Annotated in this window: 11 protein-coding genes and 1 riboswitch; of the genes, 7 read left to right on the top strand and 4 right to left on the bottom strand. The window is 68.3% G+C overall.

Annotated features, from left to right (window positions below):
- The first annotated feature begins 190 nt into the window (after window positions 1–190).
- Window positions 191–455: riboswitch (cobalamin riboswitch) on the top strand.
- 89 nt (window positions 456–544) lie between these two features.
- The 6 genes from HDG39_RS19500 to cobC all read left to right on the top strand — a co-directional run bounded on the left by HDG39_RS19500 (window position 545) and on the right by cobC (window position 6,955).
- Window positions 545–2,491: a TonB-dependent receptor domain-containing protein gene (locus HDG39_RS19500; protein ID WP_184007787.1), complete on the top strand. Its 1,947-nt coding sequence runs from the start codon at window positions 545–547 to the stop codon at window positions 2,489–2,491.
- A gap of 39 nt (window positions 2,492–2,530) precedes the next feature.
- Window positions 2,531–3,595, top strand: coding sequence for a FecCD family ABC transporter permease (locus tag HDG39_RS19505; protein WP_184007957.1), 1,065 nt, complete (start codon window positions 2,531–2,533; stop codon window positions 3,593–3,595).
- A 29-nt stretch (window positions 3,596–3,624) separates the two neighbouring features.
- Complete coding sequence (locus HDG39_RS19510; RefSeq protein WP_409259191.1) at window positions 3,625–4,434, top strand: ABC transporter ATP-binding protein; 810 nt, start codon at window positions 3,625–3,627, stop codon at window positions 4,432–4,434.
- A gap of 34 nt (window positions 4,435–4,468) precedes the next feature.
- Window positions 4,469–5,530 (top strand): nicotinate-nucleotide--dimethylbenzimidazole phosphoribosyltransferase, encoded by a 1,062-nt coding sequence (cobT, locus tag HDG39_RS19515; protein ID WP_184007791.1) that lies wholly within the window; start codon window positions 4,469–4,471, stop codon window positions 5,528–5,530.
- A 73-nt stretch (window positions 5,531–5,603) separates the two neighbouring features.
- Window positions 5,604–6,380 carry an adenosylcobinamide-GDP ribazoletransferase gene (locus tag HDG39_RS19520; RefSeq protein ID WP_184007793.1) on the top strand — a complete coding sequence of 259 codons (777 nt, stop codon included), beginning with the start codon at window positions 5,604–5,606 and terminating at the stop codon, window positions 6,378–6,380.
- Window positions 6,365–6,955, top strand: a complete 591-nt coding sequence (gene cobC, locus HDG39_RS19525) for an alpha-ribazole phosphatase (protein WP_184007795.1) — start codon at window positions 6,365–6,367, stop codon at window positions 6,953–6,955. The genes HDG39_RS19520 and cobC overlap by 16 nt, the downstream gene beginning before the upstream one ends.
- 53 nt (window positions 6,956–7,008) lie before the next feature.
- Here cobC and HDG39_RS19530 read toward each other — a convergent pair whose 3' ends face one another.
- The 4 genes from HDG39_RS19530 to cobU are packed head-to-tail and all read right to left on the bottom strand — an operon-like array spanning window position 7,009 to window position 10,619.
- The gene (locus HDG39_RS19530; RefSeq protein WP_184007797.1) at window positions 7,009–7,959 is read right to left on the bottom strand and encodes a cobalamin-binding protein; all 951 of its coding nucleotides are present in this window, start codon (window positions 7,957–7,959) and stop codon (window positions 7,009–7,011) included.
- A 54-nt stretch (window positions 7,960–8,013) separates the two neighbouring features.
- Window positions 8,014–9,090, bottom strand: a complete 1,077-nt coding sequence (gene cobD / locus HDG39_RS19535) for a threonine-phosphate decarboxylase CobD (protein ID WP_184007800.1) — start codon at window positions 9,088–9,090, stop codon at window positions 8,014–8,016.
- Between the two features lie 33 nt (window positions 9,091–9,123).
- The gene (cbiB, locus tag HDG39_RS19540) at window positions 9,124–10,065 is read right to left on the bottom strand and encodes an adenosylcobinamide-phosphate synthase CbiB (RefSeq protein ID WP_184007802.1); all 942 of its coding nucleotides are present in this window, start codon (window positions 10,063–10,065) and stop codon (window positions 9,124–9,126) included.
- Window positions 10,065–10,619, bottom strand: coding sequence for a bifunctional adenosylcobinamide kinase/adenosylcobinamide-phosphate guanylyltransferase (gene cobU / locus HDG39_RS19545; RefSeq protein WP_184007804.1), 555 nt, complete (start codon window positions 10,617–10,619; stop codon window positions 10,065–10,067). Before cobU ends, cbiB begins: the two co-directional genes overlap by 1 nt.
- An 89-nt stretch (window positions 10,620–10,708) precedes the next feature.
- Here cobU and HDG39_RS19550 point away from each other — a divergent pair, with 89 nt between their 5' ends.
- On the top strand, window positions 10,709–12,235 hold the full coding sequence (locus HDG39_RS19550) for a cobyric acid synthase (RefSeq protein WP_184007806.1): 1,527 nt from the start codon (window positions 10,709–10,711) through the stop codon (window positions 12,233–12,235).
- Window positions 12,236–12,286 lie beyond the last annotated feature (51 nt).

Raw genomic sequence — 12,286 nt, forward strand, 5'->3', positions numbered from 1 at the left:
AGCGCGGAATATTACAGGTTCCGACAATTGTCTCGTTTCGAGACGTAACAGCATCGCTTCGTGCAGGTTCGTTGCGTGTCGTGTCGTCGACCATAAGATAAAAAACCGGTAATCCATCGGACAATAACCTGCATTCAACAGAACCGATGGCGCTCCGGTTGACCTTTCTTGACGCCCCGCGAGGCCGCTCGTAAACTTCCCGCACTCTGGTGCCCGCGCGCGCTTCTCGGCGCGCGCAGTTAAACGGGAAGCAGGGCGCGCGCGGAGCCAAAACCGGATGCGCGAACCTGCGCTGCCCCCGCAACGGTAAGCGACCGCATGTGATGTGCTCATGCAGGTCGGTCCTGATCGCAAGGTTGGAAGTTCAACGTGCGAGTGTGCCACTGCGCGTCACGCGTGGGAAGGCGGGATCGATGTGTCGTAGCCCGGATACCGGCCAGAAAAGAGGGACGTCCCCGCGAAAACGTTGAACAAGGGGACGCCTCGTGACGCGTCGGCCCGCGGGGAAGCAGGCCGCGCACGCTATCCACAGGAATGTCATCCCATGCTGTCCCCCATCGCCCGCGCAACGCTGCTCGCGTTCGCGAGCCTGCCGCTCGTCGTGCATGCGCAAAGCGCCGAGCCTGCGTCCGCGTCCGCGACGCCGCATTCGTCTTCATCGTCCGCCACGGATGCCACCGCCGCAAACGCTGCAATCGCTGCCAATGCCCCCTCCGCCGATGCGTCGGGCAACGTGCTGTCGCCGATCGTCGTGACCGCGCAACGCGGACCACAAGCGTTGCGCGATGCGATTCCGCAGACCACGCAGTTCGATCAGCAGGACATCGCCGACACGACCGCGACCGATCTGCCCGGCCTGCTGCAACTCGCGCCAGGCGCGCAAATCTCGCGCACGGGTGGCCCCGGTTCGACCACGAGCCTCTTTCTGCGCGGCGCATCGTCGACGCAATCGCTGCTGCTGATCGACGGCGTGCGCGTCGATTCGGTGAGCCTCGGCTCCGCTCAGCTCGCGCAGATTCCACTCGATCAGGTCGATCACGTCGAAGTGGTGAACGGCAACGTGTCGGCGTTGTATGGCTCGGGCGCGATCGGCGGCGTCGTGCAGGTGTTCACGAAAGACGGCGGTGATCATCCGCCGCGTTTCAATTTTTCGGTCGGCTACGGCAGCTATCACACGCAGACGCAAACGGCCGGCGTGAACGGCGCGCTCGATCAGGACGGGCGCACGACCTTCAACATCTCGCTCGCGCGCACGAAGGACGACGGCTTTTCGTCGCTCAATCCGCTCGAGGCGCCGGCCGCGAATCCGAACGCGAACGGCAATCTGAACGAGAGCATCAGCGCGTCGCTGCGTCACAAGTTCACCGACAGGTGGGACGCGGGCGTCAGCTACTTCCAGTCGAACAACGACAACAGCTACGACAATGCATACGGCGAGCCGACCGATCTGAACAATCTCTATAGCAAGGTGCGTCAGGTGTCGGTATTCGCGAACGGCAAGCTGACCGACTGGTGGACCACCCACGTCACGCTCGCCGAGGGCGACGACCGCAGCGTGTCGAACACCAATGGCATCTACAACGGCCGCTTCGATACCGACAATCGCCAGTACACGTGGCAGAACGATTTCGCGCTCGCCGCGAACCAGAAGCTGCAATTCGGCTACGAGCATCTCGACCAGACGCTCGACTCCGACACGTTCGCCGCGCCCGACCGTCACGTCGATTCGGTCTTCGCGGGCTACAGCGCGCGCTTCGGCCGCAACCAGATTCAGGCCAACGTGCGACGCGACCAGTACTCGGATTTCGGTGGAGCGAACAGTTACTATCTCGGCTACGGATTCGACATCACGTCGCGCTGGAAGGTAACCGCAAGCTATTCGGATGCGTTCCGCGCGCCGAGCTTCGACGATCTGTACTATCCGATCAGCGGCAACCCGTCGATCCAGCCCGAGCGCAGTCATTCGGTCGAAGCCGGTTTGCAGTACGCGACCGATGCGCTCGGCGTGATGCGTCTGAATGCATTCCAGACGCGCTATACGAATCTGATCGACTACGTGCAGACGATCCCCGGCATCTACCTCGCGGAGAACGTCGGCCATGCGAAGGTGCAGGGACTCGAAGGATCGTGGAGCGGTCATGTCGGCAAGACCGACGTGCGCGCAACGGTGACGCTGCAGAACCCGGTCGATCTCGACAACGGTACCGACCTCGTGCGGCGCGCGCGTCGGTTCGGGTCGTTCGCGGTGAACCGCGGCATCGGTGGCTGGCGGGTTGGCGGCGAGTGGATCGTCAGCGGTCCGCGCACCGATAGCACCGGCAACCTCGGCGGTTATGGCATCGTGAATCTGTCGGCGCGCTACAACGTCACCAAAGCGTGGTACGTCAGTGCGCAAATCGACAATCTGTTCAACAAGGATTATGAAACGGCCTACTCGTATAACTCGCCGCGACGCGGTGCGTATGTCACGCTCGGCTGGCAGCAGCAGTGACGCGCGCGCCGGGTTGGCCGCATGCGTGAGCGCACGCGGATGAGCCGCGCGTCCGCTTCGCTGTGCGCCGCGATGGCGACGCCGCGCCCGATGAACGCGAAACGCGCGGCCGCGATCTGGCTCGGCCTCGCGCTCGCCGCCATCGCGGTGCTCGGCGCCTCGCTGGTGCTCGGCAGCGTGCCGCTCGCGCCGTCGCGCGTGCTTGCGGCGCTCGTGCCGACGCACACGTTCGGCGGCACGGGCAGCGACGATCTCGCCGGCGAGATCGTGCGCACGTTGCGTTTGCCGCGCGCGCTCGCGGGCTTCGCGTGCGGCGCGTTGCTCGCGCTCGCCGGCTCGCTGCTGCAGGTGCTGCTGCGCAATCCGCTTGCCGAGCCGTACGTGCTCGGCGTGTCGGGCGGCGCGGCCACGTTCGCGCTCGTCGCGATGATCGCGGGCGGCGCATGGTGGATCGTCGATGCGAGCGCGTTCGCGGGTTCGTTCGTGTCGATCCTGCTGGTGCTCGGCCTCGCGCGTCGCGAGCTATGGCGCGGCGAGCCGCAGGACACGTCGCCCCGTTTGCTATTGACCGGCGCGGTGATCGCGGCCGGGTGGGGCGCGCTGATCACGCTGCTGCTCAATCTCGCGCCCGACAGCCGTCTGCGCGGCATGCTGTTCTGGCTCACCGGCGACCTCAGCGGCGGCGCGCTGCCGTGGACCGCGCTGATCGCGCTCGCGCTCGTGTTGCTTGCGATCGTGCCGGCCGCGCCGCGTCTGAACGTGTTGCTGCGCGGCGACGCGGCCGCGCAGGCGTTGGGCGTCGCGGTGATGCCGCTGCGTTTGCGTGTGTACCTGGTCGCGTCGCTGGCGGCGGCCGCGGCGGTGACGACCGCGGGCACGATCGGCTTCGTCGGTCTCGTCGTGCCGCACATGCTGCGGCTCGCGTTCGGCAACGATCAGCGCATGCTGCTGCCGGCGGCCGCGCTCGGCGGCGGTGTCGCGGTGATGGGCGCGGATCTGATCGCGCGTACCGTGATCGCGCCCGCGCAATTGCCGGTCGGCGTGATCACGTCGCTGGTCGGCGTGCCGGTGTTCCTGTGGATGCTGCTCAAACGCCGCCCATGATGCGAGCCGAACCCAGCCCCACCCCTTCCATGCTGAGCACGCAGCGCCTGACGTTGCGCGCCGGCGCGCGCACTTTGCTCGACGCGTTCACGCACACGTTCCATGCGGGCGAAATCTGGTGCATCGCCGGGCCGAACGGCGCGGGCAAGACGACCTTGCTGTCGACGCTGGCGGGCCTGTTGCATCCGGCGGCGGGCCATGTCGAACTCGATGGCGTGCGCGTGGCCGACTGGCAGCCGCTGCCGCTCGCACGGCGCCGCGCGTTGATGCCGCAAGGCGCGGCCGATGCGTTCAACGCAAGCGTGCTCGACATCGTGCTGCTCAACCGCTTCCCGCATCTGGGCGGCTGGGGCTGGGAGCGCGACGAGGATCGCGCGGCCGCGCGGGCGGCGCTCGAACGGCTCGGCCTCGCGGACTTCGCGGCGCGCGACGTGCTGACGCTATCGGGCGGCGAGCGTCAGCGCGTTGCCCTCGCGGCAGTGCTGTGCCAGGACGCGCCGCTGTTGCTGCTCGACGAACCGTTGTCGCACCTCGACCTGCATTATCAGATCGACTGCCTCGAAGCGCTCGTCGCATGGACACGCGAACCGCGCCGCAGCGTGCTGTTCTCCTGCCACGACCTGAACCTTGCGCGCCGCTTCGCGACGCACGCGTTGCTGCTCGACGGCGCGGGCGGCGCGTATGCGGGCCCAGTGCGCGACGTGCTGACGCCCGCGTTGACGAGCCGCGCGTTCGGCTATCCGCTGATTCTGATTCGCGACGGCGAGCACGAGGCGCTGATTCCCGCGCCGCGCGTGGGTCACGAATCGCCTGCCGGTCATGACGCACAGTCAGGCTGATTATTTACTCCTATTCCTTGTTTCGATCCTACCTATGACTCGCATCCCACTCCCGACCGGTTTGCCCGAAGTCGCCCCGCTCGATCAAACGCTGCGCGCCGAGCTGCAACGGATCATCGATACGCGCACCAAACCGCCCGGCAGCCTCGGCCGGCTCGAAACGCTGGCGCGCCAGATGGGCCTGATCCAACGCAGTACACGTCCCACCGTGCAGCGTGCCGCGATGATCGTTTTCGCGGGCGATCATGGCATCGCCGCCGAAGGCGTGAGCCCCTATCCGCAAGCGGTGACCGCGCAGATGGTCGCGAACTTCATCGCGGGCGGCGCGGCGATCAACGCGCTCAGTCGCGTCGCGGGTCTCGAACTCGAAGTGGTCAACGCCGGCATCGCGACGCCGTTGCCGTCCACGGACGGACTCGTCGACATTCCGGTCGGACGCGGCACGCGCAACTTCGCACACGAAGCCGCGATGACGCACGCCGAAGCGCTCGCCGCGATGCAGGCGGGCGCCGCGCGTGTGCGTCATCACGCGGCGCTCGGCACGAACGTGATCGGCTTCGGCGAGATGGGCATCGCGAACACCTCGGCGGCCGCGTGTCTGATGAGTCGCCTGTGCGGTGTGCCGATCGACGACTGCGTCGGCCGCGGCACGGGTCTCGACAACGCCGGACTCGCGAAGAAGCGCAACGTGCTCGCGGCGGCGCTTGCACGTCATGCTGATGCACGCGCGCCGCTCGACGTGCTCGCGACCTTCGGCGGCTTCGAAATCGCGATGATGGCGGGCGCGTATCTGGCGGCCGCCGAGGCGCGCATGACCATCCTCGTCGATGGCTTCATCGCGACGTCCGCGCTGCTGGTCGCCGATGCGTTCTCGCCCGATGTACGCGAGTACTGCGTGTTCGCGCATGCGTCGAACGAGGCCGGGCATCGGCGCATGCTCGATCATTTCGGCGCGCAGCCGCTGCTGTCGCTCGACCTGCGGCTCGGCGAAGGCACGGGCGCCGCGCTCGCGGTGCCGTTGCTGCGCGCGGCGGTGGCCTTCGTCAACGAGATGGCCAGCTTCGATTCGGCGAGCGTCGCCGATCGCGAACCGTGAAGCGCGTGAGCACGCGCTTCGCGATAACGCGAAGCTCGGCCCGCAGCACCGTGAACCTGCACTCGCCACGTTCATGAACCCGCTCGCGGAACTGCGCTATTTCTTCACGGCGCTCGGTTACTTCACGCGCGTGCCCGTGCCGCGTTGGGTCGGCTTCGAGCCGCATTATCTGAACGCCGCGGCGCGCTATTTTCCGCTCGTCGGCGTGTTGGTCGGTGGCTTCAGCGCGCTCGTCTATCTGGCCGCGCTGCGCGTGTTTCCGGCGGGTGTCGCGGTGCTGCTGTCGATGGCCGCGTCGCTCGCGGTCACGGGCGCATTTCACGAGGACGGTCTCGCCGATTGTATCGATGCGTTCGGTGGCGCCTATACGCGCGACGATGCGCTGCGCATCATGCAGGACTCGCGCATCGGTGCTTTCGGCGCCATCGCGCTCGTGATCGCTCTGGCGATCAAGTGGCAAACGCTCGCGGCGTTGCCACCGCTGCGCGCCGCAAGCCTGATGCTTGCGGCGCATGGCGCGAGCCGCGCGTGCGCGATCAGTTACCTGGCCACGCTCGACTACGTGCGCGCGGCCGGCAAAGCCAAGCCGGTCGCGCAGCGTCTGAGCGGGCCGGCGCTGTTGTGCGCCGCGCTGTTCGGGCTGCCGTGGCTGCTGTGGCCGAACGGCCCCGGCATGCCCGACTGGCGTTTTGCCGCGCTCACGTGTGCTGTGCTGTTCGCGCTGCGCTTTGCGATGGGCCGTTATTTCGTCAGACGCATCGGCGGCTATACCGGCGATTGCCTTGGCTTCGCGCAGCAGATCTTCGAATTGAGCATCTACCTGGTGGGGCTTGCATGGATATCGTCCTGATTCGACATCCCGCTGTCGCGCTCGAGGCGGGGGTTTGTTACGGCCATAGTGATGTCGCGTTGGCGGAGAGCGCCGAGGTCACGTCCAATGCGTTGGCGGTGAAGCTCGCGAGCTTGCAGGTGCCGGCGCCGCGTGTGCTGATCACGAGTCCGCTGACGCGCTGCGCCGCGCTAGCGACCGAGATCGCGAACGACTTCGGCTGCGTGGTCAGCCACGACGAGCGCTTGAAGGAAATGGACTTCGGCGACTGGGAAGCGCAGCGCTGGGATACGATCGATCGCGCGCTGCTCGACGACTGGGCCGCCAATTTCGAACATTCGCGCACGCATGGCGGCGAGAGCGTCGCGCAATTCGTCGCGCGTGTGCGAGCGTGGTTCGATGCGTTCGCGCTGACGCGCGAGCTGTCGCCCGCATACGTGGTCACGCACGCGGGCGTGATGCGCGCGATCGCGTCGTGGGTGCTGGAGGTGCCGCTCGCGCATTGCGTGCAGTGGTCGCTGGATATGACGGGGATCGTCTGGTTGCGACGTAACGACGAGACGCTGCAGTGGTCGCTCGTGCGATGGAATGCGTGACCCTCGTGGTCATCGGGAAAACTGATCCCTTTTTCTCGCCACACGCGGCGCCGTCATGGCGCGGGTTGCTTTCTGCGCGAGCGCGCCAGTTCGAGGTCCTCGCACAGTTGCCGCGCGCCTTGCGCGATGCGCGGCGCGGGGCGATTGATCAGATCGCCGTCGATCGCAAACAGGTTGTTGTTCGCGACGGCCGCGAGGCCCGGCCATGCGCGCCATGTGTCGAGTTGCGGCAGCATCGTGTCGGGCCGCGTCGCGCCGGGCGCGGCGGTGACGATCGCCTGCGGATTCGCCGCGAGCACCGCTTCGGTCGACACGGTCGGCACGAGCGGCTGCAGGTCCGCGAACACATTGCGGCCGCCGCATAGCGTGATCGCGTCGCTGATCATGTGCTCGCCGTTGAGCGTCATCAGCGGCCGGTCCCATACCTGATAAAACACGCTGACGGCGGGGCGGTTCGCATACCGCGCGCGCAGACGGGCGATGTCGTCGCGATAGGCGGCCGCCGCCGCATCCGCGCTCGCCGATGTGCCGAGCAGCCGGCCGAGCTTGGTCAGCGACACGGCGATATCGTCGAGACGGCGCGGCTCGCTGAAAAAGAGCGGCACGTGTAGCTCGCGCAAGCGCTCGAGCTGGCGCTGCGCGTTGCCATGCCGCCACACGACGATCAGGTCCGGTTTCAGCGCGACGATGCGTTCGAGGTCGAGCGCCTTGTTGTCGCCGACGCGCGGGAGTTGCTTCGCTTCGGGCGGATAGTCGCTGTACGACACCGCGCCGACCATCTTCGGGCCGCCGCCCGCGGCGTACAGCAATTCGGTCACGTGCGGGGCGAGGCTGATCACGCGCTGCGCGGGCGCGGCGAGCGTGACGGTCGCGCCGCTGTCGTCGGTGACGGTGATCGCGGCGTGCGCGCTCAGTGCGGTCAGCGCGAGCGCTGCGGCGCCGAACCAATGGATGAAGCCGTGCGCGGGCGGGGCAAAGCGGATGGAACGAGCAAAGCGGATCATCGGACGAGGGCGGATCACGAAGCGTTGAGCGGCTTGGGTGCGAAGGTCACTGCGCTAACTCGACCGCGCGGTATCGATCGAGTCAACCGCCTGTTGCAACTGTTGTTCGAAGCGAGTCCATTCGGCTTCATCGCCCGGCAGCCCGAAGCGCACGCTGGCCGATGGCATCCGAAGCAATGGCGGAAAAAGACGCGTCCACACGCCGCGCCGCGCGAGCGCTTCATGCAACGCGGCGGCGCGCGCATCGTCGGTCCATGCGAAAAGCGGCGTGCCGCGTGTCGCGAAACCGTGCGCATGCAACAGCGCGGCAAGCCGCGCGCTGTCGCCGATGAGCCGTTCACGCATCCGCGTTTGCCACGCGGCATCGTCGAACGCGGCGCTCACCGCATGACGCGCGGGACCGCTGACCGTCCACGCCCCCAGCCTGTCGCGCAACGCGGCGAGCAATGCGGGCGCGCCCAGCACGAAGCCGGCGCGCACACCCGCGAGTCCGAAGAACTTGCCGGGCGAGCGCAACACGACGAGCCCGTCCCGGTGCGTATGCGTCGCCAGCGACGCGACCCGCGCGGCCGGCAGCGTATCGGCGAACGCTTCGTCGACGAGCAGCGTGCCGCCGCGTTCGCGCAGCTGCGCGTGCCAGTGCAGCAGCCTGGCGGCATCGATATGCGTGGCGGTCGGATTGTCGGGGTTGACGATCGCGACGTGCGTGAGCGCGGCGGGCAGCGTGTCGTGATGCACGTCGAGCGGCGCGACCGCGTGTCCGGCGCGCGCGAACGCGGGCGCGTACTCGCCGTAGGTCAGCGGCGCGATGCCGACCGTCGCGGGCGGCAGCAACGCGGGCAGCGCGCGAATCGCCGCCTGGCTGCCGGCCACGGGCAGCACGTGCGCGGCATCGGGCGCGCCGTAGTAGCGCGCGGCCCGCTCGGCGAAGCCGTCGCCTTCGTCGGGCAAACGGCGCCACGTGTCGGCGGGCAGTGGCGGCACCGGATAGCCGTGCGGATTGATGCCGGTCGACAGATCGAGCCACTGCGCGTACGCAATGCCGTAGCGCGCCGCCGCTTCGTGCAGGTTGCCGCCGTGCGCGATCGGGCCGCTTGCGGCGTGCTCGCGCGGTTGCGTCCAGTCGGTCATGCGCTCATCCCATCGCTACGCGCGTCGTTCCGCTCAGCCATGAAACGGCACGCTCAACAACGCCAGCACGATCAGCACGGCCAGCCAGAGAATCACCGTGCGTTCGACCAGCATCAACGCGGCGCCCACATGACGCGCCTCGGCGGGACGCCCGAAGCCCAGCGTCGGCCGATGCTCGAGCGTGCCGTGATACACGGCCGGCCCGCCGATCAGCACGTTCAGGCTGCCGGCGCCGGCGGCCATCACCGGGCCCGCGTTCGGGCTGTCCCAGCGCGGCGCCTGCTCGCGCCAGCAGCGCCAGGCGGTCAGCGTGTCGCCAAGCAGCGCGTAGCTCGTGGCGGTCAGCCGCGCGGGAATCCAGTTCAGCACGTCGTCGATGCGCGCGGCGGCCCAGCCGAAGCGCAGATAGCGCGGCGTGCGATAACCCCACATCGCGTCGAGCGTATTGGCGAGGCGAAAGCCGAGCGCACCAGGGCCGCCCGCGAGCGCGAACCAGAACAGCGCGCCGAAGATCGCGTCGTTGCCGTTTTCGAGCGCCGATTCGATCGCGGCACGCGCGAGCGCGGCCTCGTCCGACTGCGCGGTGTCGCGCGAGACGATCCGTGCGGTCAACTCACGTGCCGTGGCGAGATCGCGTTGGCCGAGCGCCCGCGCGATCGGCGCGATGTGATCGTGCAGGCTGCGCGCGCCGAGCGCGAACCACAGCAGCGCGACATGCAGCGCGCAGGCCGCGAACAACGGCAGCACGGCGACAAGCCACCACGCGATCAACACCGGCGGCAGAACGGCGAGCGCCCATGCGAGCAGGCCCTTGAGCCGCAGACGCCGGTCATGATTGAAGCGCGCCTCGATGCGCGCGGCCCAGCTACCGAAGCCGACCAGCGGATGCCGGCGGCTCGGCTCGCCGAACCAGCGATCGACGGCGACGCCCGCGACCGCGAGCGTCGCGACCAGCGGCATGGTCAGCGGCGGCATCACTCGCGGATCGCGCTTTTCAGCACGAGCGGCAGTCCCGCGACCATCAGCGTGGCCGCGCTGCTCAACGCGGCGATGCGCTGATTGAGGCGGCCGAGTTCGTCGACGTAAAGACGCGTGGCTTCGCCGAGCGGCACGACGCCGAGGCCGATCTCGTTGCTGACGACGATGATCTTGCCGCGCGCGCCGGCGAGCGCCGCTTCGAACGCGGCGGCCCGCTCGTAGTAGTGCGACAGCGGCGCCGCCGCGCCGTCGGCGGGACATAGCAGGTTTGCGAGCCACAGCGTCAGGCAGTCGATCAGCAGACACTGGCCCGGCGCGTCGTGTTGCGCGAGCGCGCCGGCGAGGTCGTCGTCCGCTTCGACGAGCCCCCAACGCGCGGGCCGCCGCTCGCGATGATGCGCAATGCGCGCATTGAACTCGGCGTCGTCGGTTTCGCGGGCGGTGGCGATGTAGGTGACGGGGAGGGCGCTGTCGCTGGCGAGCCGCTCGGCATGCGCGCTCTTGCCCGAGCGGGCGCCGCCGAGGACGAAGGTGAGGTCGCGGAGAGTCATCCTATGATTGTACCGGCGCGATGGGATAATGCCGCTCGATTGCATTGCAACGCCACTGTCCATCTTCCACCTTCACCGCCGTGACCCGAATGCCCATTCCTCCCGACACCCTGCCCGTGCCCCGCGGCACGCTGATGATCCAGGGCACCACGTCCGACGCGGGCAAGAGCACGCTGGTTGCGGGACTGTGCCGCCTCGCGCGGCGCGCGGGTGCGCGGGTCGCGCCGTTCAAGCCGCAGAACATGGCGTTGAACAGCGCGGTGACCGTCGACGGCGGCGAGATCGGCCGCGCGCAGGCATTGCAGGCGCTCGCCGCGGGCATCGACGCGCACACCGATCTGAACCCGGTGCTGCTGAAGCCGACCAGCGATCGCGGCGCGCAGGTGATCATCCACGGCAAGGCGCGCATCAATCTCGACGCGCGCGCGTATCACGACTACAAGCCGGTCGCGTTCGAGGCGGTGCTGGAGTCGTATGCGCGGCTGCGCGCGTCGTACGACACGATTTTCGTCGAAGGCGCGGGCAGTCCGGCCGAGATCAATCTGCGCGAGCGCGACATCGCGAACATGGGTTTCGCGGAGGCGGTCGACTGCCCGGTCGTGCTGGTCGCCGACATCGATCGCGGCGGCGTGTTCGCGCATCTGACCGGCACGCTCGCGTGTCTGTCCGACAGCGAGCAGGCGCGCGTGCGCGGCTTCATCATCAACCGCTTTCGCGGCGACATCGGTCTGCTGAAGCCAGGGCTGGACTGGCTGGAAGCGAAGACCGGCAAGCCGGTGCTCGGCGTCGTGCCGTATCTGCATGGCCTGACGCTCGACGCCGAGGACATGCTGCCGCGCGAGCTGCGCGCGGCGGCGAGCGTTGATTCGCGCCGTCTGCTGCGCGTGGTCGCGCCGGTGCTGCCGCACATCAGCAATCACACCGACTTCGACGCGTTGCGCGCGCATCCGCAGGTCGATTTTCACTATGTACGTGCGGGTACGCCGCCGCCGGCCGCCGATCTGATCATCCTGCCGGGCTCGAAGAATGTGCCGGACGACCTCGCGTTTCTGCGCGCACAGGGCTGGGACGACGTGCTCGCGCGGCATCTGCGCTACGGCGGCCGCGTGATCGGCATTTGCGGCGGCATGCAGATGCTCGGTCGCGAGATCGCCGATCCGCATGGCGTCGAGGGCGCGCCAGGCACCTTCGGGGGCTTCGGCTGGCTCGACTATGCGACCGTGCTCACGCGCGACAAGACGCTGAAGAATGTGACCGGGCGCCTGGCGCTGCCCGGCACGCCGGACGTCGCCGGCTACGAGATTCATATGGGCGAGACGCGCGGGCCGGCATTGGACACGCCGGCGCTGCGACTCGACCACGCTGGCCCGCACGAGGGCGGCGCGGACTTTGGCCGTCCCGATGGCGCGATGTCCGCCGATGGTCAGATTCTCGCGACCTACGTGCATGGCCTGTTCGATACGCCGGCCGCGTGCGCGGCGCTGCTCGCATGGGCGGGTTTGAGCGATGCCGAAGCGCTCGACTATCCGGCGTTGCGCGAGGCGTCGCTGGAGCGGCTGGCCGATACGCTGGCCGGGCACATCGATATGCGCAGGCTGTTCGCGGCGCTGGGGTGACGCTTTGGGCCGGCCTCTTTTATCGGCTTGAACGCGATTGCTGTGCGGGCG

The organism is Paraburkholderia lebeckiae (assembly GCF_014201005.1).
GTDB lineage: Bacteria > Pseudomonadota > Gammaproteobacteria > Burkholderiales > Burkholderiaceae > Paraburkholderia > Paraburkholderia tuberum.